This window comes from Pedobacter folensis, from assembly GCF_056490665.1.
On the sequence record NZ_JBWJIF010000004.1, the window covers coordinates 99308 to 119976 of the forward strand.

Consider the following 20669-nt stretch of genomic DNA (forward strand, 5'->3'; position numbering starts at 1 on the left):
GAAAATGGTTGAGGTAAGATGGACAATTTGAATGAGGTATGGAAAAGGCGAATAAAAATCATCATTAAATAAAAGAAATTATGCTATTAGATAAATATAAAAGGGAATACAGATATAAAAGCAATCAGAATGGCAATAATAAATACCTATGGATCAGCATTATTGCTTCTTTGGTTATTGTAGCTTTGCTTTACTATTTCTTCGATTAAACCCACAAAAAAAACACCAGACAAATTGCCTGGTGTCCCTATCATTTCGGTAAATAAAGCTTAAACGCCTTTTTTACTGGTCATACTTGCTTTTTTAGCTGGAGCTGAAGTTTTAGTAGTTGCTTTAGCACTAGCTGATGCTTTAGATCCTGTAGCTTTTTGTTTTTTATCTGAAGCTGCTTTTTCTTCTGATAACTTAACCTCTGCTGGTGTACCCGGAGTTTCAGGAGTTTCTTCCGTAAACAAAGGCAGATCTTTTAATAAATTATACCAGGTGATAATTTTCTTCATATCAGAAGCATAAACTTTCTCCTGATCGTGACCTGGAGCTACTTCAAGGAAATAAGCACGTAAGTCGCCTTTCAAATCTGGAGTAGATCCTTTTGCAGAAATTTTAGCAAAAATATCGGCCAATTTAATTTCTTCATCTTCACCATACACGGTAATATCTTCTAAAGAAGCTAATTTTGTGTTGGTGATGTTCGCTACAATTTTAGTTTTTTGAGCATCTAAGCCTTCTAAAATGTAACCTACTTTATTTTGTCCAACCAGTTTAAACAAACCTGGTCTGCCAGATACGGCAACAATTCCTCTTAAATTCATATTATGTGTGTTTAGCGGTTAGTGTTTGGCGTTTAGCGTTATAACACGCTCGCCCCCAAACGCATCGCGTTTTTTAATGTTGTAAAACCTCAATATTCAGCAATTGGTATCAGCGCTCTAAACGCTTATCGCCAAACGCATGGCGCACTAATCTTCTAAAACTTCAATGTTTAAAATTTTATCACCCTGACGGATATCGTCTACAAGGTCTACATTCTCCACAACTTTACCAAAACAAGTATGGTTACGGTCTAAATGAGCAGTATTTGTTCTGCTATGACAGATAAAAAACTGTGAACCACCAGTATTGCGGCCAGCATGAGCCATAGATAAAACACCACGGTCATGATACTGATTTTCGCCATCTAATTCGCAATCAATTTTATAACCTGGGCCACCAGTACCTGCCAAATGTGCTTTAGCCGGATCTTTTGAATTCGGACATCCGCCCTGAACCATAAAGTTAGGAATTACACGGTGAAAAGTTACACCATCATAAAAGCCTTCTTTAGCTAATTTTTTAAAGTTTGCAACGGCTTTCGGCGCATCATTTTCGTAGAACTCTACGGTCATATCGCCTTTTTCAGTTTTTATTATTGCTTTACTCATATCAATATCGGTACTTATTTTAAAATTTGTTCAGCTAAAAAAATTTCATATTTTTTTTAGTAAAGGGCAAAAATAACAAAATTGTATAAATAGAACATCTTTAAATTATAAATCTACCTAATATCCACAGTAATTATAGGTAAATGAACAGTAATTCGTACTTGGCGGCCTGTAGCCCCGCCATTTGCTGTAGCCCTCGTAAAAAACTCGGGGCTGCCGCTGCTGTCGGGTTTAGGTACAATTTGGTGCAAGCCGTAAAATCGAAAAAAATTAAGCACTTTATATTTTAGTTAACACGCTAAATAAGTTATTTTAGTGTTTTAAGCATACCAATTTGATAAAGAAATATTATATCCTGCTCATTTGCCTGCTTTGCTCTTTGGGCTTAAGGGCCTCATCATTGTTAATTTACATGGATGAAGACCAAAAAAACCACCTCAAAGCATACGGAATTGCCTATTGGACAATCAGCAAACAGCTGGAGGTAGATTGGCTTTTAAATTACCGCGGCGGTAGCTTTTTAATCAAGTACAATAAAACCGTAGAAGATGAACTTAAAATCCGCGGCGTATCTTATGAAGTAATGGCCGATGGAAAAGTAACCAATCTTTTAAACGAAATCAGCGATCCATCGGTAAACATGGAGATGGTTAAACTCGAGAAAACGCCAAAAATTGCGGTATACTCGCCAAAGAGCAAATTGCCCTGGGATGATGCCGTTACACTCGTTTTAACCTATGCCGAAATTCCATATGATGTGATTTATGATGATGATATTTTACAGGATAAATTAAGCAAATACGATTGGTTACACCTGCACCATGAAGATTTTACCGGTCAATACGGACGTTTCTGGGCCAATTTCAGGTATGCAACCTGGTACCAGGAAGATGTTAAAAACCAGGAAACCTTGGCAAAACGCATGGGTTATAAAAAGGTTTCGGAAATGAAATTAGCCGTTGCCAAACACATTAAAGAATACTGTGCTGGTGGAGGTTTCTTATTTGCCATGTGCTCTGGTACGGATAGTTTCGACATTGCGCTTGCTGCCGATGGCGTTGATATTTGTGCGCAAATGTTTGATGGCGATGGCGCAGATCCAAACGCACAAAGTAAACTGGATTTCAATAAAACACTCGCCTTCCAGAATTTCAAGTTAGACAACAACCCGATGAACTATGAATTTTCGGATATCGATGCTACTCAAACCCGTACACTGAACCAAACCAATGATTATTTTACTTTATTCGATTTTTCGGCCAAATGGGATCTTGTTCCAACCATGCTTACCCAGGATCATGATAAGGTGATTAAAGGTTTTATGGGGCAAACCACAGCCTTCAGAAAGAGTTTAGTGAAAACAAGTGTAACTGTTTTGGGCGAAAATAAAGGCGCTGCAGAAGTAAGGTATTTACATGGAGAAATTGGCAAAGGTCAGTTTACATTTTATGGCGGGCACGATCCGGAAGATTATCAGCACGCCGTAGGAGATCCGCCAACAGATTTAAATCTGCATCCAAATTCTCCAGGCTATCGCTTAATCTTAAATAATGTGCTTTTTCCAGCGGCAAAAAAGAAACCTCAAAAAACATAATTTGCCAAAATTTAGCTTTTGGCATTACCGCTTTCCGGTTAAAAAAATTGTTAATTTTTCGCTATATTCCTGTTATGTATACAGTAAATTGTGCCTGATGCGATTTCTGATTCCTATCATCGCTTCACTTAAATGCTCCAAAAAGCATACTGAAAACCAATACATTAGCTACTCAATTGTAACACACTTGATACTTTGGCACAGCTTTTGGAATTGAGACTTGTAATTAACAACAGGTTAAAGCCTGAAATTTTTAAACAAGATTCTTCTAAAAGAAAAATATTATGAAAAAGTTACTATTAAGTGCATCAGTTATTTTATTAGCCACGGGTGCTTTCGCTCAATCTACTACAGGTACTACTTCAAGGTTCGGTATCAAAGCTGGAGTTAACTTAGCTAAAATCCATTCTAGTGGCGATAATGAAGCGTTGTACAACGACAATGCGAAAAATAATTTAGGTTATAATGTTACCGCATTTGGAGACTTCGGAATAGCCAACAACTTTTTTATCCAGCCAGGAATTTCATTACAGAACAAAGGTGTTAAGTTTGAGGGCACCAATTCAGCAACAGTTGGCGCAGTAACAACTACTACAACAACTTCGTTGAAAACAAATGTAATGGCTATTGAGGTACCAATTAACGCGGTATTTAATATCCCTACTGGTGAAAGTGGTGCAGTACAGATTAGTGCTGGTCCGTATGTTGGATTTAACATTTCTGGTAAAAACAAAGGAAATACCACAACTACAACAGTAAATAACAACACCAACTCAAGCGTTACTTCTACCAACAGCAATGACAAAGATTTAAGCTTTGGTAGTGCAACCGATAAAGATGCAAGTGGTACAGATTTCGGTGCAAACTTTGGTTTAGCTTACCGTACATCTTCAGGTTTCTTAGTAGGTGCTAATTATGGTTTAGGTTTAAGCGATTTAACTCCAAAAGATTCGAGAGCTAATTCAAATAAATATACTAACCGTGTATTAGGATTTACAGTAGGTTATTCATTCTAAGAAAAGCCTTAAAAACAAAAGCCTCCCGATTTTTAAACCGGGAGGCTTTTTTATGCTTGATTATTTAGTCGTAAAAGTTCCAGCTAACCCCAAATTTTAATAGTGCATCTTGCATGGGGTATCTATTTACGGTATAATAACCTGGCTGGAATAAGCCTTGATTTACAAAATCGTATTTAACAAAAATATTAGCCCTTTTTAAGTTTGCTTTAAAAAAGACATCAATTACTGGTTTTGAGGCCAGGTTTGTTGGATTACTTTCATCGATATAAAACTGCGCGGTTGCAGGTGAATATAAATAGTTTGCATACTCAGCGTTATACCGTACATCAAATCCCACATTAGCTTTTAATACTTTGAAAAAAGTATTGTCAAAATAAATACTGTTATAAGTATAAAGTTCAGGCGTTCTTAATACTGAATTTTTATCTGTTTTTTGATAAGAAACGTAATTTTCCATAACAAACTTACCAAACCTCGATTTCTTTGATACATCCAGCCTGATTAAGCTAATATCAGCACTAGCCTGTTTTGGCAAAATGGCATTTGTTCCATTGCTATGGTCGGCGGCAAAATAAACGTAATTACTGGTTAAGAAATATTTGGCCCCTGCAGTAAAACCATACTTATCATTGATATAGTTAAATGATAAATTGGCAATTTTAGTGTTTTTAAAATCACTGTTTGTCCACTGGTAATGATTACCATGATAGTAATTAAAAATAGCCGCTGGTGTTTGGTTTTGTGCGTAGGCACCCAATTCGATTCTACCTATGTTTTTACCTAAAAGAATTTTACTTTTTGCCTCGTATAAATAATCACCTGCGTTCTCACCTTGCAAAATTTGCTGTACGTCTAAATTAAAATCGATATTGTTAGAGAACCGATAACCTGCTGCCCCTAAAATGGTAATGTTTTGATAAGCAAACCTGCTGCGTTCGTAATTGGTTGCATCTTGCTTTATGCCCAGATATTCGTGCTTGTAATAATCGTGTCTTACTCCAGCATCAACCTTTAGTTCATTTTTAATAACCGAACTGTTTTTAGGCCTTAAAAAGAAACTATAAATAAACTCATTTTTAATATGTTTTACATGGGTTGAGTCATTCGTAAATAGGGTACTCGCAATTCCAGGAGGCAGTACGTTATTAACATCCGCTCCATTTTTGTAAAAGTCGAAACTGTCGTTATTATACTCAAACGTGTACGAAACCTTGTTCGTTGGTAAAACAGCATTGTTCACATTTGCAGAGGTATCTATCCGGCCTACATAATAGGTTTGCTTTAAGAAAACCGTATTTTTCCGGTACATATTTCTTGAGTCTGATAAATTTACAGGTTCTGCTTCTCTCGCAATTTTAGAATAATCTTTATCAAATAAACCTGTAGCTACTGTTGAACCATTCTCATAGGCACGCATGGTATTAAAAATTGCCGATGCCCACATATTATAACGTTTGCTTGGCGACTGGTACCATGAAAATACGGCAACATTCAAATTATCGCCACGCTGCCGGGCGTAAAAGCCTTTAGAATCGCCACGGTTAAAATTAACACCAACGTTCCAGTTTTTTTTAATATTTTGAGTATGGATGGCCCTAAAAAGTTGTTCTTTTTGTCCGGCACTAACAAAATATAGGCTGGTAAAGGGAGTTCTGGCCTGGTAGTAAATAATATCTTCAGGCGTTAAAGCATAATAATCAAGCGAGTGAAATCCGGCATCAAAGCCAATCCTTTTACTAGGCTCGTACAACAATGGCCTTGCGGCCAAACCCATGTTACCATTGCTTATGGTGGGGTGCAGGGGTTGTAAAAGCGGACTATAATTCTGAATATTGGTGGTGGAGGTATCTAAAGGCAGCAGTACAATACTATCTTTAGTTAACGATAACTTGGTAAACCTGATATATTTTGCGGTAAAAACAACAGAATCCTTTCCCGAATCTAATTTCTTTCGAACAGAATCGAGTTCTTTATTGGTACCAACACTTGTTTTTAAATCTTGTGCAAAGGCTTTATTAATGCCCAACAGCAGGAAGAGAAAAAAACAGATTTTAACAACTTTATGCATCTTATAGTTCAGAAATTAAGCGGGTTAAAATCTCAGTCATTTTAGGCTCGGCTTTGGCTGCTGCTGCTAAAATTTCATCTAAATTAAAAGGCTGCAGATCTTCCGGAAAACCTTCATCCGTTAATACGGAGATGGCGAAAACAGGTAAACCAGCATGGTTAGCCACAATCACCTCAGGTACGGTACTCATGCCAACGGCATCAGCGCCAATTAAACGCAAATATTTATACTCGGCTTTGGTTTCTAAATTAGGACCAGAAACGGCAACATATACCCCTTTATGACAGTTAATATCAACATCTTTAGCTATTTCAAGTGCTTTGGCAATGATATCGCGCTTATAAGGCTGACTCATATCCGGAAAACGCGGACCTAATTCGCTTTCAATTAAACCCCTCAATGGGTTATCTGGCTGCAAATTAATATGATCAGCGATAATCATTAAATCACCTTTTTTAAACTCCGGATTTAGCGAGCCCGCAGCGTTAGATACAATTAAGTTTTCGATACCCAAACCTTTCATTACCCTAACCGGGAATGTGATCTGTTGCATGCTGTAACCTTCGTAATAATGTAAGCGCCCTTGCATGGCAATAATTTTCTTCCCGTTTAATGTTCCAAAAATCAGTTTTCCGCTATGAAATTCTAAAGTAGAAATTGGAAAATTTGGAATATTAGAATACATCAATTGATGCTCAACTTCGATTTCTTTTACCAAGCCACCCAAGCCAGTACCTAAAATAATACCTATTTCTGGCTTAAAGTTCTCTGTTTTACGTTTTATATATTCAACGGTTTCTTCTATTGCTCTTAACATAGTTTAAAATGAGTTCGTCAAAGGTAATCTTATCTTCTTCAAATAATTCAACCTCAATGGGTAAATAATATACAGGTAAATCTACCAGTAAATCTTCAAATCCGGTAGCTCTTAAACGCTTGCTATCCTTTTCTGTTGTGATAATGATTTTATCTTTTTTAGTACTGGCCATAAAAACCGATTTAAGCTTCTTAATATCATCATTTTTAAAAGCATAATGATCAGGAAATTCTTCATGTTTAATGGTTTCAGCATATTTTTCAAGCTCTTCTATTAATGGTGCCGGATTTGCAATTCCGCTGAGCAGGAAAATTTCGAAATCTTTAATCGATTCGAGCGTGCGGCTTTCATTATGGTATAAATGGATAAGATCGCCATACTTTAAATAGGAATGTAATACAGGTTGGTTTGCATTTGGCTGCAGCTCATTTACCGAGGCCTGCTGCGCTACATGTAACAATGGAACCGGCGATTTTGTGACCAGCAATACATCGGCCCTTTTGCGTGAGGAGAAAACATCCCTTAAATTTCCGGCAGGTAACAAAAACTGTAAAGTACCCAACTTTCTAAACTCGAAAAGCAAAATATTAAAACCCGCCCTTACCGCGCGGTGCTGAAAAGCATCGTCAAGGATAATCAGATCATGGTTGTCTTTCAATTGCTTAATCCCATTCACACGGTCTTCGCAAACAGCAACGGTAACAGCGGCAAATTTTTGATGATACTGTAAAGGCTCATCCCCTATCGTTTCGGCAGTTGCAGTGCTATCGGCAACCATAAAACCTTTTGTTTTCCGTCCGTAGCCCCTGCTTAATATGGCTATTTTATAATCGGCCAGCAACCTCACTAAATATTCTGTGGTTGGTGTTTTACCCGATCCGCCAACGGCTAAATTGCCTACACAAATTACCGGTAAATCGAACTTTACAGATCGCATCAATCCCCAATCATAAAGTTTTTTACGGAGGATAATAGCCATTCCATAAATGAGTGAAAAAGGAAGCAGCAAAAGGCGTAGATAGTTAAGTAGCATATCGTGGTTTCAAAAATACTGATTATTTAAAAAAGAATGGCATGGCTTAGGTCAATGCCCGATAAAGCAACCGTTGAGCGAATGAAATGGTTTGCAGGAAGAAGATTTAGTCCAAAGTCGGTAGTCTGGAGTCCAAAGTCAATTAACCCCTATTTGAAGTTTCGAATCACTTATTCGACTATATTTTATCTTTTTTTGTTATCATTGTTATCTACCAAAACATATTTTAATGTCTCCGAACAAAAGATTAGTAGTGGGCCAGGGCCAGATTAGTGGGTATATTTCTATTTTTTTAGCTGTACTGGCGCTTTTAGGTATCCTGTGTTTTCATTATCCAGAAAAGCTTACCACACCCGAATTCCGCGAAATTTACACGAAAAACAGCATGGAAGCACTAATGCTTGGCGGTGTTATTGCAGCATTCTTTTTTTCTTTATTGAGTTTAATCCTCAGTAAAAAACTCAAATGGGCCTGGCCAGGCTTTGTACTTGGTGCTTTGGCCGTAATACTGGGCGCTTTGAGTGTTGAAGGGAGAGATGTAGCCAAATCGAGCTGGCATTTTGGCTTAGACTGGATGATTTTAGATCTGCTTTTAATGGTCGCTATTTTTGTTCCTTTAGAATTATTCTTCCCCAAAAACAATGAGCAAACTAAATTCCACGAAGAGTGGCGCACCGATTTAACCTATTTCGTAATCAGTCACCTTTTTATTCAGTTTTTCGGTATTGTAACCCAAAAACCTGCTGTATTATTTTTTGGCTGGATCGGTTTAGATAAATTGCACACCTGGGTACAGGGACTCCCCTTTATAGTAGCTTTGTTTCTGGCTTTTTTTAGTACCGATTTGTTTCAATATTGGGCACATCGTTTTTTTCATACCCGGGTAGCCCTTTGGCGTTTCCATTCCATACACCACTCTACACAAAATATGGATTGGCTGGCAGGAAGCCGCACACATTTTATCGATATCTTTTTCACCCGCGCAATGACTTTCATTCCGCTTTATGTTTTAGGCTTTTCATCAACCGTGTTCAATGTGTACATTATATTTATTGCCATCCATGCAGTACTCATCCATGCCAACACCAGGATTAATTTTGGTCCTTTAAAATACATTTTTACGACACCCCAATATCACCACTGGCATCATTGCGAAGATCCTAAATACTACGGACATAACTTCGCTTCCATATTTCCTTTTATTGATATGATGTTTGGTACTTATTATTTACCAGGCAAAGAATGGCCCGCCGGAACGGGCGTACATGAAGCTTCGTATCCGAAAGGTTTTGTTAAACAATCCATTTATCCCTTTACCAAAAGTCCTTTTGATACCGATTTGAATATGGAAGAAAGAAGCGACAGATAGATGTCAACGCCCGCTTCTAATAATGAAATGGTACAGCTATTTAGGTAACCTTTTGACAGCAGCTAGCCTATTGATATAGCCTGAAGATTGTTTAGCAAAGCAGTGTTGGTAAACATTGTTAATGTTCGTCGGGCTTTACGCTATATTCCCGATGAAGAATCGGAGATGCCGCTGCAATCCCGTTTATTCAAAACAAGCACTGCTACTATTAAAGTTTTTGAAGCTACCGGAAAAGACAATCAATCGTTACAAACGATAAAATCGTAAAGCCATTTCTGCACTCGTTTCGACTACTTGAGAGGCATTTAAACAAGTCCTTCGACAGCTCAGGATGACAATTTAGAATTATGACACAGCCTCCATTGTACACCCAACCCGGTGCCCTCAGTGTTTTTTTCGATGATCTCTGTGGTTAAAAATACGGAGATGGAACAAACAAATGGTTAAAACGTTATATTAGTATTCCATCTCATCTTATGCGGTCCGAAACAGAAATTTTAATTATTGGTGGTGGATTGGCAGGTTTAACGGCCGCACTTCACCTGAATAAGTTGGGTTTAAATGTTACGCTGATCGAAAAAGATACCTATCCCCACCATAAAGTGTGCGGCGAATACATTTCGAATGAGGTGCTCCCCTATTTGGATTGGCTCGGCCTGGATATCGAAAATTTACACCCTGTACTCATCAGCGATCTGCTTTTCACCTCTCTTTCGGGCAAAAGTATACAAACTAAATTGCCGCTGGGCGGTTTTGGTTTAAGCAGGTATACCATCGATCATTACCTGTATACCGAACTGATCAGGAGAAAGGTAAATGTAATTCATGATCGCGTGGTAGAAATAAACTTTGCTAATCATCAATTCACAGTAGCAACGGCAAATAACTCTTTTGTTGCCGCTTATGTTATTGGTGCTTATGGAAAAAGATCGGCTATTGATCTTAAGCTAAACCGGAGTTTCATTAATAAACGATCGCCTTATCTGGCAGTTAAAGCACATTATAAGGCCGATTTCCCGAACAACCTGGTTAGCCTGCATAATTTTGAAGGTGGTTATTGTGGGGTTTCAAAGGTTGAAAATGACCGGTTAAACATCTGTTATCTGGCGAACTATGAGCGTTTCAAAAAACACAAAAACCTGCAGGCCTTCGAGGAAAATGTGCTTTATAAAAACAGGTATTTGAAGGCTGTTTTCGAAAATGCCAGCAGTTTATTTGATGTTCCTTTAACCATCAGTCAGATTTCTTTTGAGGGCAAAGAACCTGTATATAACCATATGTTAATGATTGGCGATACTGCCGGATTAATTCATCCACTTTGTGGAAACGGCATGGCCATGGCCATTCACAGTGCCAAAATTGTTTCAGAACTTTTGCATCAAAGAATCGGCGGACAAATCAGTTCACGTGTGGTACTGGAAGAAAATTATACCCTACACTGGAACAGGGAATTTAAAAGCCGGTTAAAAACGGGAAGAATATTATCTGCTTTGCTCAGGAACCATAATTTCGAAAGTCTGGCGATGAATGCATTGACTAAAATGCCTTTTCTGCTCCATAAAATAATTAAACAGACGCATGGTAAACCCATCAAGATTTCATCATAAATGCCAGTAGATACCACATATAGAAGCACAGCACCCGAGATTATGGATGATTTCGCCATGGAAGGTGAGGTATTACGCGATGCACTCGACAAAATAGCCAGTATTAATCAGCTCCTTGGCGGTAATAAAGTTACACTTGATGGGGTTAAAACCTTAATCAACGGCAAACCATTACATCAAGTTATACGTATTACTGATATCGGCTGTGGAAATGGAGATATGTTACGCACCTTGGCCGATTATGCTAAAAAACAAGGTTTACATTTTATTTTAAAAGGGATAGATGCCAATAAATTCACCATCAGTCATGCGCAAAGTTTATCTGAAAACTACCCGAATATCACCTATGCCTGTAGCGATATATTTGATGATTTAAGTAAAACAGAACCTTGCGACATTATGCTGTGTACCTTAACCTTACATCATTTTAAAGATGAAGAAATTATTGATCTGCTAGAGAATTTTAAAAGATCGGCAGCCATAGGTATTGTGATCAACGATCTGCAACGAAGTGCAGTAGCCTATTACCTGTTTAAAGCTTTGTGTTATGTTTTCCGTTTAAATGATATGTCGCGGGAGGATGGTTTAATATCCATTCTACGCGGGTTTAAAAGCGCAGATTTGCTCAAATACAGCAAACAATTAAACTTAAAATCGAGTTCAATAAAATGGAAATGGGCTTTCCGCTACCAATGGATAATTAAAACGATATGAGTGTAACCATAAAAGCAGTAAGTAAAGCCTTGCCCGAATTTTCGCGGTCAACCGCCGAGATTTTACCATTTCTGGATATTTGGTTAAAAGACCAGGACGATCGCTTGATCAGGAAGGTAAAAAAGATTTTTGAAAGCGCCGCGGTAGATAAAAGATACTCGATTATGTCGCCCGAAGAAGTTTTTAGTGATTTAAGCTTTGAGGAACGAAACAACATTTATGTAAGGGAAGGGATAAAACTGGGTGCCAAATGTTTGGAAACTGCACTCCAGAAAGCCAATTGGCAGGCACAGGATTTAGACTACATCATTACGGTAAGCTGCACCGGCATTATGATCCCTTCCTTAGATGCTTATCTGATTAATCTGCTCAAACTGCGTCAGGATATTGTTCGCTTACCCGTAACCGAAATGGGTTGTGCTGCAGGGGTATCGGGCATGATTTACGCTAAGAATTTTCTGAAAGCCAATCCGGGCAAACGCGCAGCGGTTGTTGCAGTAGAATCGCCAACGGCAACTTTTCAATTAAACGATTTTTCGATGGCCAACATTGTAAGTGCCGCCATCTTTGGCGATGGTGCCGCTTGTGTACTGTTAAGTTCGAATGAAGAAGATAGCGGGCCAGAAATTTTAGCCGAAGAAATGTACCATTTTTACGATGCAGAAGAGATGATGGGATTTAAACTCACCAATACCGGATTGCAAATGGTACTGGATGTGGCCGTTCCGGAAACCATTGCCAGTCATTTCCCGGATATTATTCACCCTTTTCTGGCCAAATACGGCTTTGGGATTAATGATATCGACCATTTGATCTTCCATCCGGGCGGAAAAAAGATTATCCAGATTGTTGAAGAGCTATTTAGTCAGTTAAACAAAAATATAGATGAAACGAAAGAAGTTTTAAGGCTTTACGGAAACATGAGCAGCGCAACAGTTCTCTATGTTTTAGAACGGATAATAGATAAAAAGCCGATGCCTGGAGAAAAAGGACTGATGTTAAGCTTCGGCCCGGGCTTTTCAGCACAGCGCATACTTTTACAATGGTAACCATTCATTCAATCATGCTATTATTCAAGAACTCCATCCTTCAGCCATGACTACACAAGAAATAATAGATCGATTGCCCTATGGTAAATCTTTTCTTTTCGTTGACGAATTGTTGCACATTGATGAAAATGGAGCGAAGGGCACTTATACTTATGCTAAGGATTTACCCTTTTACGAAAGTCATTTTAAAAACCATCCCCTAACCCCTGCAGTCATACTTACCGAAACCATGGCACAAATCGGATTGGTTTGTTTAGGTATTTACCTGTTAAAAGATATTGATCAAAATGTATCGATCGCCATGACGTCAAATGCTATTGATTTTTTAAAACCAGTTTATCCCGGTGAACAGGTTACCGTAACGAGTGAGAAAGCATATTTCAGGTTTAATAAACTGAGTTGTAAGGTAAAAATGGAGAATGCAGCAGGCGAAATGGTTTGCAAAGGAAATATTTCCGGAATGTTAATTTCGAAAGAAAATGGGTAACAGAGTTGTAATTACAGGTTTAGGCATATGCGCACCCAATGCCACAACCATTAGTGAGTTTTCGGAGGCCATAAAAAAAGGACTTTCCGGAATCCGCCATCAACCCGATTTGGAAGCCTTAAACTTCTCTTGCCAGATTGCAGGCAAACCAGCACTTAGCGAAGCCCGGATCAGCCAATATTTTACACCACTTGAATTACGAAACCTAAATAGCACAGGAATTATTTATGGTGTTATTGCTGGCCTGGATGCCTGGAAGGATGCGGGTTTAACAATCGAAAATAATGAAGAACCCGACTGGGATAGCGGCACCATTTTCGGCGCGGGCACTTCTGGTATCGATAAATTTAGATGGGCCATTAATAAAATAGATGCACTTGAAATCAAAAAACTGGGAAGTTCGGTCGTGATACAAACCATGGCCAGCGGTGTAAGTGCTTTTATCAGCGGAAAATTAGGCTTGGGGAATCAGGTAAGCACCAATTCATCGGCCTGCGCAACAGGAGCCGAAAGTATTTTACTGGCTTACGAAAGAATTAAAACAGGTCAGGCCACAAGAATGTTAGCGGGGAGCACCAGCGACAGTGGCCCTTACATTTGGGGTGGTTTTGATGCCATGAAAGTTTGCACCTTTAAACATAACCATGAACCCGAAAAAGGCAGCCGCCCAATGAGTGCAAGTGCTAGTGGTTTTGTACCTGGCAGTGGCGCCGGCGCCCTGGTATTAGAATCGCTCGAAAGTGCAATGGCAAGGAAAGCCAAAATTTATGGCGAGGTGCTTGGCGGTCACATCAACTCAGGTGGTCAGCGGGGTTTAGGCACCATGACTGCCCCAAACCCTACCGCTGTACAGCGATGTATCCAGGCAGCATTAAAAAATGCGGGTATTGAAGCCCGTGAAATAGATGTGATTAATGGTCACCTTACCGCAACAACGAAAGATGCACTCGAAATAGAAAACTGGAAAGAAGCATTACAATTATCATCTGAGGAGTTCCCGTACATCAATTCATTAAAAGGTATGATTGGCCATTGCATTGCAGCATCAGGGAGCATAGAATGTGTAGCTTCGATACTTGAACTTTCGGAGGGATTTATTTTCCCGAATATTAACTGCGAAGATTTAAGCCCCGAAATTAGCACTTTAATAAATGCGAAATGCATTCCACAAACTTTAATTCAACAACCAATTAATATCTTAGCTAAAGCCAGTTTTGGTTTTGGCGATATTAATGCCTGCATTATTTTTAAAAAATACCCTCATGAATAAAGAAGAGATCATCGCAGCCTTAAAAACAATTGTCGAACCTTACAGTGAAGAGGTAACAGCCCTGGCACATATTGACGAAAACACTGATTTTATAACCGATTTAAAAATAAATTCGGCCAACCTGGTTGATATTGTTTTAGATATTGAAGAGAAGTTCAACATCGAAATAGACAACGATTCGATGGCGAAAATGCTCAACGTAAAAGCTACAACCGAAATTATAGCTCAAAAGCTGGAAGCACATGCTGGGTAACGATATCGTTGACCTGGATCTGGCAAAAATCCAAAGTAACTGGAGGCGTAAAAACTACCTGAATAAGATTTTCACAACCGACGAACAGCTACTCATTTCATCAGCAAAAAATCCGGATGAAATGGTATGGTTGTTATGGAGTATGAAAGAATCGGCCTATAAAATCCATAACCGTAAAACAGGTATCCGAAATTTTGCGCCTAAAAGTTTAAAGTGTTCAATTTATACCAGCACCAGGCAGGTAGAAGGTCTGGTAAACATTGATGAGCATACATATTTCACTAAAAGTGATTTATATCTGAGCTACCTTCATACGGTCGCCTCGGCAGTTTACAATGAATTAGCGGAAATCAAAATAAATATTTACCAATCTCCGGAAAACCTTTTTGATTATAAAAGCACTAAACCAGGCTGCGTAAGCCACCATGGACGGTATTTGGCTTTGGTATATTAATTTCAGAGTTGCAACTTATTAGCAAGGGGGCAAGAAAAGTTGTCAACTCTTATGAAAAAAGGGTTATCATTAAGCTAGTTAAATCCTCATCATCAAATTGCCGTTTCCATAATGACATTGTGACCATTTGCAATCATCATTTCGGCATGGTTCACGGGTATTTAAACCATTTTGAATTGCTCTGCATATTGTTGTCAGCTTGCAACATACAGGCCGGTTTGCAATGCAAGTTACCCGGCATTGCTTAAATCGACCAGTCTTAAGAGGAGGAGCGCCTCATTTAATAAATATTTTAATTCATGCGAGCGATTGTTCAAACGGTATTTTGTGTTTCAGGTATAGTAGGGTCTATTTCCAAAAGGAGTTGACCGTTTTTCTTTTTATTATCAGTTAAATTAATCTATGTAATTTTTCCCAGCCACAGGCGCCAGCAGTTCTGTTCTTCCGATATTACACTGCAAAAAACCATTTCCTTTAATGCTTACTTTTATATAAATAAGTGGTAAGGCGGGAAAAATCAAAAATCTAATTTTAGAGTTTATTAAGAAAAAAAGATACACCAAAAGGCCGATTATAGGGATGAAGACTTTATATCGGCTCATTAACAAGTTCCTTTGAAATTACTATATCTTCAATTGTATACTTAAAATCAGCTATCAATGATGTGCTTTCTTTATGTGTGATAAGCAAAATGCCCATATGCTTTTTAAGGGATAAAAGTAGATTTAAAATAAACTGTTCCCTTTTAGGATCGAGAGAGGCAGTTGCTTCGTCTAAAAGCAGTAATTGTGGCTTTTTAAAAAGCGCTCTCATTAGGCCAACAATTTGTTTTTGTCCCCCGGAAAGATTTACCCCCTCTTCTCCAACTCGGGTAGCTAGACCTTGAGGGAATTGATCAAAAAAAGTTACCATACCATATAGCTTACAGAGGTTGTAAACTTCTATTAAATCATCTTCTGCCTGACTCAAACAAATGTTTTCTACAAGGCTACAATTAAACAATTTAATCTCTTGAGGCACAACACCAATTAAATCACGCCATTTTTTAGTGGGAACATTTTTTAGTTCAAATTTGCCATTTACCAAAACGAAACCTTTTTCTTGGAGATAAAATTTTTGAAGTATCTGAAAGAGTGTACTTTTTCCGCAGCCACTTTCTCCCAACAAGACGGTTATTTTGCCCTTTTGCACATTGAGATTAACTGATTTCAGTAACTGTTTTCTGCCAGCAAACCTAAAACTCAAATCTTTTATTTCTAAACTTTCAAATTGATAATCCCATTCCCCCTCCTCAATCAAATACTCTCCTTCACTTTCAGGAGCTGTTTCAGCAAATTCATACATCCTGTTAAAAGCCACAATTGCTTCCTGAATCTGCAGATTAGTCAGCATCAACCGTGTACAAGATGGGATAATGCTTATCGCGATAGATAGAATAGCCATCATCTCTCCTACTTTTAATTGCTTATGTAAAGTAAAATAAGAAACCTGTGCAATAATTAATACGATAATAATCGCGGCAAATACCTCTACCAGTAGATTAAACTGGTTACTTGTTTTCCCCAATGCAAAATTTTTAGATTGAAAATTTGAAAAATAGCTGGCTGATCGGTTAATAAAATCTTTTTCTTTATTAGCCACTTTAACCACACTAATCCCTTGAATAACATCAATATAATTACTTTCATTAAAAGCATAAGCTGCCATTGCTTCGGTGTTCTGCGTTAAAATTTTTTTCTTGTACTTAAAAGCAATTAAGCCCATCAACGGAATCGCAGTTAATGTGGTTAAAGCAATTGCATAATGATAATGGAAGAGATAAGCAGAAGAAATGATAACAACTAAGAAATCAATCACAAAACTTCCGCTTAAAAATGCTACGCTCCGCTGAATACGTTGCGTATCGTTCAATCTAGAAATTAAATCACCGGTTTTACGGGTATCAAAAAACAGCTTTGGCAAATATAAAAGTTTTGCCATAAAACTGCTTGTTATACGCTGATTAAAATCTTTAGTTTGTTTAAGTAAAAAGAGCTGCCTTAAAAAACCAATAAAAGATTTTGCAATTAACAACGTTAGTAAAATAATTAAACCAATAATCATTTTATTAAACAGGTTTTTAGGAATAATTTCATCGACCAGTTTTTGCGTAAACATAGCTGTAGAAAGGCCTAAACCTGCAATGGCAATTCCTAAAAATGCCGAAGTCATTAAAATATTATAATCTTCTTTTAAAATCTCCAAAAACCATTTTCGTTTCTGCCCATTTTTAGTTTTCGATGATAAAAAGCCATTAAGAGGTTTTAAGGTTAATAGTATTTTAGATACCCAAAGTTTAGCTAATGTTTCTTCATTCCAGCGTTCTATACCGCTTGCAGGATCTCCAATAATAAAAACCTTTTTATCAGCATCATAGCCATAACAAAGCACAAAGTGTTCAAGTTCGTTTTCTAGTTTAACGTGGAGTAAGCACAGTTCATTTAATGCCCTTAAGTGCTCCAACTCAGCCTCAAACGCTTCTGCAACTATTCCCGATTTTTCGGCACCTTCGCACAGGCCTAATAAGGTGGTACCATTACCATCAGTACCGCTTAGTCTTCTTAAATGTTCTAAATTGCTGCTCCCGTTAAAATACTGTATTGCCGAAAGTAAACAGGCCACTCCACAATCGCTGCTGTCTTTTTGCAGAACAAGCGTTTTTTTTGCTTTAGTTATCATCTTTTAAATATTGAAGTACTGCTGATATTTTTACCTCTCCAGTATACTCTTTCATTAATTTGTGTTGTTTATTATAGATATAAACAGAAGGGGTAACCGATTGTCCGAACCATTTGTAAAAACTATAATCTTTATCGTAAAGCCAGGTAATAAACCCATACTCTTTTAATTGATATTCATTTACAAATTGTGTTGTTTCTTTAGGCGTATTCGTAGAAACCATTATAACCTGAATATTTTTAAAAGCTTCGATATGCTTTCTTATTTCTGTTGCTTCATACTGGCAATGATCGCATTCGGCATTGTAATAGAAAATGCAAACTGGTATATCCATCTTTAATTGCCTGGCATTAAATTGCTTGAGATCCTGATTGTAAAACTGAAATGCTGGCAACGTTTGTTTTCTAATAGCAACAGCCTTTTTCTTTTTATATTTCTGTACAGTTTTAAAGGTCAATAGCCCAGTTAGGCAAAGGGCTAAAATGCCCAATACTACAATTATTTTCTTTTTCATAAATTGTTTGATTAAGCGATAAAGCTTAATGTTAAACCACAGGGCTTAGCGAAATGGTGATAAACATTACGCAAACTACCCACAAAACTAATGCAGGAATATAGCCAGAAAACACTACTCGAATACCTTGATTAATATCGGCATTTAATGCTTGTTTAATGCCGCTTGCTAACATTATCCAGTATACAATTTCAAATACGTTAAAAGTTTGAAACGGATAAATTAACAATGCGGATAAATTTTCTGGCTTGAATAGGTTTAATGCCGAAAGGGGGTAAAATTGTTGCACCTCTGTAAGTGTATAATCTGTTTTGGCCAATAAGAACCAGCATAATTTTATAATCTGTGGCAGTAAAAAAACAAATTCGGCTGTTAAAGCTATTTTAAACGTTCTGCCAAATTTCAGTTTTGAGTTATTTAGCAATAAACCTATTTGTAAACAAAGTGCCACTAGAAAATTTTTAATTAATAACCAAGCTGGTATAAATAAAAATCCTATCCAATTATACTTTGCCTGAAAATCAAACAGCTCATCTATTCGAGTATTTTCCAGCTGATTTTGAAAACTATTATAATAAATATCTCGGGTAAATAAGTAATGGCTAAAACAATAAGTTATTAAAATACTAGTAGTTGCCATTACAAACAACAAACTCCAACATGATAGTTTTTCTTTGAGCATAATTTTAAAATATAAGAAGGTTAATGTGACATCTGCAAGGTTGGTATACGATCATGTAGACTACATAACAATACATCAAAAGCATATGTAAAAGTTCCAGAGTTCCTTTTAGAGGCTCTCTGGAACTGATAAATGTTTATATTTTATACAAAAAAAATCCTAGAGAAAACATTGTGAAACTACATAGTGCACAAAAATTAATATCTTTAACCCTTGTGTTAGCACTATTTTTATCTACAATTAATACGACCATGCAAACTACTATTGCAATACTGAGAAATATATTAGAAAAATACCCAAAGTAGTATGCCATTGTGAGTAACGGCAAGAATAAGATGTTCAGTATTATAGTTTTATTTAAAGATATTTTTTTCATAACATTTACAATTAAAGAGAGGCTACCCAACAAGAAGCTCCCAAAACTAATCCAATGCCAGACATAGGTAAACTTATGGCATAGTAAGCCGCTGTACCCCAACATTCTTTAGCGCCAGAGGCATTTATTTTTTCTAAATCTGATAAACTTAACTTTTTCATAACTTTAATTTTATAACTGTTTAAACTTCTAATTTTATAAATCGTACAAAGCGCAACCAATAGCAAATAATGCTGCGGTTCCACCTAACGGAGGGAAAAGAAAGGCACCTAATCCAAGACCAGCGGCGGTAAGGTTACAATGTTTTACGCTACCACCTTGGGTACCTTCCATTTTTTTTAATTCTAATTTTTTCATTTCGTTTAATTTAAATTTTTGGTTCTTACTCATTAAGGCTTTTCAGATTCCGCCTATGTTGGCCTAACATGAAACAAGTATTGGATATTAAATTTCAACCAAAAAAAAAGATACACTAAAAGGCTTTTTATAAGGACAAAATGGGATTATACCATCATTACACTACCAAAAATTACAACATTGAATAAAACTGGCGCTAATCCAAATCTTTATCTACACAGAAAATAAGACAAATATGTATTTTAAAATAGTTCATCTTTTAAGTATAAATATCGACTATAATTGTAATTGAAAACGATGAAAAATTATCCTCTATTTATTATGCTTATGTCCATTCTATAATTTATAAGTGCAGAACTGAAACTCTAGCGATGATTTCAATGCTTAACAGAAAGAATTTTAAAAATTATGTTGGTTCTTTACGTCTCATCCATAAAATGGCAGACCATATTACCGATTGGATTGATTTTGTAAGGAAGTATAAAGCTAAATAACGATTCACTATTTAAACCATACAATCCATTGGTTTGGTACAGACAAAAGACCATTTGGTGTATTTTTTTTTACCAGGTTCATCCTAAATTATAATTTACCGCCATACATCTATAAACATTTAAAATATATCTTATGAAACCTAAAAAATTAGAAAAACGTATCCAATTTATCTTTAAGAAAACAGCCATTACTATTTTAGACAAAGATCAGATGAAGAAAATTATTGGAGGTAGGAATAATTATGTTAATCCGAGCGATCATTCGGGCACACCTGATTGTGGAGCGCAAACCCTAAATAATACATTTAGTTAAAAATTTAATATTAACTACATATCATAATCAATAAGTTTATTAGTTTAGATATCCTAAACT

General features: G+C 37.0%; 22 protein-coding genes. 12 read left to right on the plus strand and 10 right to left on the minus strand.

Going from position 1 to position 20669, the window contains the following annotated elements; translation table 11 throughout:
- Positions 1 to 80 precede the first annotated feature (80 nt).
- Positions 81 to 209 carry a hypothetical protein gene (locus AC04QZ_RS20080; RefSeq protein WP_255352031.1) on the plus strand — a complete coding sequence of 43 codons (129 nt, stop codon included), beginning with the start codon at positions 81 to 83 and terminating at the stop codon, positions 207 to 209.
- A gap of 60 nt (positions 210 to 269) precedes the next feature.
- Here the strand turns inward: AC04QZ_RS20080 and AC04QZ_RS20085 are convergent, their stop codons facing one another.
- Together AC04QZ_RS20085 and AC04QZ_RS20090 are read right to left on the minus strand one after the other, a co-directional pair.
- Positions 270 to 812, minus strand: a complete 543-nt coding sequence (locus tag AC04QZ_RS20085) for a DUF5606 family protein (protein ID WP_478359211.1) — start codon at positions 810 to 812, stop codon at positions 270 to 272.
- 147 nt (positions 813 to 959) lie between these two features.
- Positions 960 to 1421, minus strand: coding sequence for a peptidylprolyl isomerase (locus tag AC04QZ_RS20090; protein WP_086547682.1), 462 nt, complete (start codon positions 1419 to 1421; stop codon positions 960 to 962).
- Between the two features lie 412 nt (positions 1422 to 1833).
- On the opposite strand from AC04QZ_RS20090, the gene AC04QZ_RS20095 reads away from it, so the two are divergent.
- Positions 1834 to 3015, plus strand: a complete 1182-nt coding sequence (locus AC04QZ_RS20095; RefSeq protein WP_086547683.1) for an asparagine synthetase B — start codon at positions 1834 to 1836, stop codon at positions 3013 to 3015.
- 284 nt (positions 3016 to 3299) lie between these two features.
- Positions 3300 to 4031, plus strand: coding sequence for a porin family protein (locus AC04QZ_RS20100; protein WP_086547684.1), 732 nt, complete (start codon positions 3300 to 3302; stop codon positions 4029 to 4031).
- Between the two features lie 64 nt (positions 4032 to 4095).
- Here the strand turns inward: AC04QZ_RS20100 and AC04QZ_RS20105 are convergent, their stop codons facing one another.
- From AC04QZ_RS20105 to lpxK, 3 genes are read right to left on the minus strand one after another with little or no spacing between them, the layout of a single operon-like run.
- Positions 4096 to 6102: a putative porin gene (locus AC04QZ_RS20105; protein WP_478359212.1), complete on the minus strand. Its 2007-nt coding sequence runs from the start codon at positions 6100 to 6102 to the stop codon at positions 4096 to 4098.
- Position 6103: 1 nt separating this feature from the next.
- Positions 6104 to 6919: a purine-nucleoside phosphorylase gene (locus AC04QZ_RS20110; protein ID WP_478359213.1), complete on the minus strand. Its 816-nt coding sequence runs from the start codon at positions 6917 to 6919 to the stop codon at positions 6104 to 6106.
- The gene (lpxK, locus tag AC04QZ_RS20115; RefSeq protein WP_478359214.1) at positions 6891 to 7952 is read right to left on the minus strand and encodes a tetraacyldisaccharide 4'-kinase; all 1062 of its coding nucleotides are present in this window, start codon (positions 7950 to 7952) and stop codon (positions 6891 to 6893) included. Before lpxK ends, AC04QZ_RS20110 begins: the two co-directional genes overlap by 29 nt.
- A 229-nt stretch (positions 7953 to 8181) precedes the next feature.
- Between lpxK and AC04QZ_RS20120 the strand changes: the two genes are divergently transcribed.
- The 8 genes from AC04QZ_RS20120 to AC04QZ_RS20155 all read left to right on the plus strand — a co-directional run bounded on the left by AC04QZ_RS20120 (position 8182) and on the right by AC04QZ_RS20155 (position 15155).
- A complete protein-coding gene (locus AC04QZ_RS20120) occupies positions 8182 to 9321 on the plus strand; it encodes a sterol desaturase family protein (RefSeq protein WP_086547688.1) in 1140 nt (379 codons plus the stop codon).
- A 476-nt stretch (positions 9322 to 9797) separates the two neighbouring features.
- Positions 9798 to 10928: an NAD(P)/FAD-dependent oxidoreductase gene (locus AC04QZ_RS20125; RefSeq protein ID WP_478359215.1), complete on the plus strand. Its 1131-nt coding sequence runs from the start codon at positions 9798 to 9800 to the stop codon at positions 10926 to 10928.
- The gene (locus tag AC04QZ_RS20130; protein WP_478359216.1) at positions 10929 to 11642 is read left to right on the plus strand and encodes a methyltransferase domain-containing protein; all 714 of its coding nucleotides are present in this window, start codon (positions 10929 to 10931) and stop codon (positions 11640 to 11642) included.
- A complete protein-coding gene (locus AC04QZ_RS20135) occupies positions 11639 to 12691 on the plus strand; it encodes a type III polyketide synthase (RefSeq protein WP_478359217.1) in 1053 nt (350 codons plus the stop codon). The genes AC04QZ_RS20130 and AC04QZ_RS20135 overlap by 4 nt, the downstream gene beginning before the upstream one ends.
- Before the next feature lie 46 nt (positions 12692 to 12737).
- On the plus strand, positions 12738 to 13178 hold the full coding sequence (locus AC04QZ_RS20140) for a 3-hydroxyacyl-ACP dehydratase FabZ family protein (RefSeq protein WP_478359218.1): 441 nt from the start codon (positions 12738 to 12740) through the stop codon (positions 13176 to 13178).
- Positions 13171 to 14448 (plus strand): beta-ketoacyl-[acyl-carrier-protein] synthase family protein, encoded by a 1278-nt coding sequence (locus AC04QZ_RS20145; protein WP_478359219.1) that lies wholly within the window; start codon positions 13171 to 13173, stop codon positions 14446 to 14448. The genes AC04QZ_RS20140 and AC04QZ_RS20145 overlap by 8 nt, the downstream gene beginning before the upstream one ends.
- A complete protein-coding gene (locus tag AC04QZ_RS20150) occupies positions 14441 to 14701 on the plus strand; it encodes an acyl carrier protein (RefSeq protein ID WP_086549411.1) in 261 nt (86 codons plus the stop codon). The genes AC04QZ_RS20145 and AC04QZ_RS20150 overlap by 8 nt, the downstream gene beginning before the upstream one ends.
- Positions 14691 to 15155, plus strand: coding sequence for a 4'-phosphopantetheinyl transferase family protein (locus tag AC04QZ_RS20155; RefSeq protein WP_478359220.1), 465 nt, complete (start codon positions 14691 to 14693; stop codon positions 15153 to 15155). The genes AC04QZ_RS20150 and AC04QZ_RS20155 overlap by 11 nt, the downstream gene beginning before the upstream one ends.
- Before the next feature lie 588 nt (positions 15156 to 15743).
- On the opposite strand, the gene AC04QZ_RS20160 is transcribed toward AC04QZ_RS20155, so the two are convergent.
- The 5 genes from AC04QZ_RS20160 to AC04QZ_RS20180 form a co-directional block, all read right to left on the minus strand.
- Positions 15744 to 17873 (minus strand): peptidase domain-containing ABC transporter, encoded by a 2130-nt coding sequence (locus tag AC04QZ_RS20160; RefSeq protein ID WP_478359221.1) that lies wholly within the window; start codon positions 17871 to 17873, stop codon positions 15744 to 15746.
- Positions 17863 to 18387, minus strand: a complete 525-nt coding sequence (locus AC04QZ_RS20165) for a peroxiredoxin family protein (RefSeq protein ID WP_478359222.1) — start codon at positions 18385 to 18387, stop codon at positions 17863 to 17865. Before AC04QZ_RS20165 ends, AC04QZ_RS20160 begins: the two co-directional genes overlap by 11 nt.
- Before the next feature lie 31 nt (positions 18388 to 18418).
- Positions 18419 to 19069, minus strand: coding sequence for a hypothetical protein (locus AC04QZ_RS20170; RefSeq protein WP_478359223.1), 651 nt, complete (start codon positions 19067 to 19069; stop codon positions 18419 to 18421).
- A 387-nt stretch (positions 19070 to 19456) separates the two neighbouring features.
- Positions 19457 to 19606, minus strand: coding sequence for a hypothetical protein (locus AC04QZ_RS20175; protein WP_478359224.1), 150 nt, complete (start codon positions 19604 to 19606; stop codon positions 19457 to 19459).
- A gap of 34 nt (positions 19607 to 19640) precedes the next feature.
- A complete protein-coding gene (locus AC04QZ_RS20180) occupies positions 19641 to 19802 on the minus strand; it encodes a hypothetical protein (RefSeq protein WP_478359225.1) in 162 nt (53 codons plus the stop codon).
- 627 nt (positions 19803 to 20429) lie between these two features.
- On the opposite strand from AC04QZ_RS20180, the gene AC04QZ_RS20185 reads away from it, so the two are divergent.
- Entirely contained in the window at positions 20430 to 20609 is a 180-nt protein-coding gene (locus AC04QZ_RS20185; protein ID WP_478359226.1) for a class I lanthipeptide, read from the plus strand.
- Positions 20610 to 20669: the final 60 nt, after the last annotated feature.

Bases quoted from the DNA above. Each gene is read 5' to 3' on its own strand.
- AC04QZ_RS20105 (WP_478359212.1), bottom strand. From the start codon at position 6,102: ATGCATAAAGTTGTTAAAATCTGTTTTTTTCTCTTCCTGCTGTTGGGC.
- AC04QZ_RS20135 (WP_478359217.1), top strand. From the start codon at position 11,639: ATGAGTGTAACCATAAAAGCAGTAAGTAAAGCCTTGCCCGAATTTTCG.
- AC04QZ_RS20165 (WP_478359222.1), bottom strand. From the start codon at position 18,387: ATGAAAAAGAAAATAATTGTAGTATTGGGCATTTTAGCCCTTTGCCTA.
- AC04QZ_RS20095 (WP_086547683.1), top strand. From the start codon at position 1,834: ATGGATGAAGACCAAAAAAACCACCTCAAAGCATACGGAATTGCCTAT.
- AC04QZ_RS20155 (WP_478359220.1), top strand. From the start codon at position 14,691: ATGCTGGGTAACGATATCGTTGACCTGGATCTGGCAAAAATCCAAAGT.
- AC04QZ_RS20125 (WP_478359215.1), top strand. From the start codon at position 9,798: ATGCGGTCCGAAACAGAAATTTTAATTATTGGTGGTGGATTGGCAGGT.
- AC04QZ_RS20090 (WP_086547682.1), bottom strand. From the start codon at position 1,421: ATGAGTAAAGCAATAATAAAAACTGAAAAAGGCGATATGACCGTAGAG.
- AC04QZ_RS20145 (WP_478359219.1), top strand. From the start codon at position 13,171: ATGGGTAACAGAGTTGTAATTACAGGTTTAGGCATATGCGCACCCAAT.
- AC04QZ_RS20160 (WP_478359221.1), bottom strand. From the start codon at position 17,873: ATGATAACTAAAGCAAAAAAAACGCTTGTTCTGCAAAAAGACAGCAGC.
- AC04QZ_RS20100 (WP_086547684.1), top strand. From the start codon at position 3,300: ATGAAAAAGTTACTATTAAGTGCATCAGTTATTTTATTAGCCACGGGT.
- AC04QZ_RS20150 (WP_086549411.1), top strand. From the start codon at position 14,441: ATGAATAAAGAAGAGATCATCGCAGCCTTAAAAACAATTGTCGAACCT.
- AC04QZ_RS20130 (WP_478359216.1), top strand. From the start codon at position 10,929: ATGCCAGTAGATACCACATATAGAAGCACAGCACCCGAGATTATGGAT.
- AC04QZ_RS20180 (WP_478359225.1), bottom strand. From the start codon at position 19,802: ATGAAAAAATTAGAATTAAAAAAAATGGAAGGTACCCAAGGTGGTAGC.
- AC04QZ_RS20170 (WP_478359223.1), bottom strand. From the start codon at position 19,069: ATGCTCAAAGAAAAACTATCATGTTGGAGTTTGTTGTTTGTAATGGCA.
- AC04QZ_RS20185 (WP_478359226.1), top strand. From the start codon at position 20,430: ATGAAACCTAAAAAATTAGAAAAACGTATCCAATTTATCTTTAAGAAA.
- lpxK (WP_478359214.1), bottom strand. From the start codon at position 7,952: ATGCTACTTAACTATCTACGCCTTTTGCTGCTTCCTTTTTCACTCATT.
- AC04QZ_RS20080 (WP_255352031.1), top strand. From the start codon at position 81: ATGCTATTAGATAAATATAAAAGGGAATACAGATATAAAAGCAATCAG.
- AC04QZ_RS20110 (WP_478359213.1), bottom strand. From the start codon at position 6,919: ATGTTAAGAGCAATAGAAGAAACCGTTGAATATATAAAACGTAAAACA.
- AC04QZ_RS20140 (WP_478359218.1), top strand. From the start codon at position 12,738: ATGACTACACAAGAAATAATAGATCGATTGCCCTATGGTAAATCTTTT.
- AC04QZ_RS20120 (WP_086547688.1), top strand. From the start codon at position 8,182: ATGTCTCCGAACAAAAGATTAGTAGTGGGCCAGGGCCAGATTAGTGGG.
- AC04QZ_RS20175 (WP_478359224.1), bottom strand. From the start codon at position 19,606: ATGAAAAAGTTAAGTTTATCAGATTTAGAAAAAATAAATGCCTCTGGC.
- AC04QZ_RS20085 (WP_478359211.1), bottom strand. From the start codon at position 812: ATGAATTTAAGAGGAATTGTTGCCGTATCTGGCAGACCAGGTTTGTTT.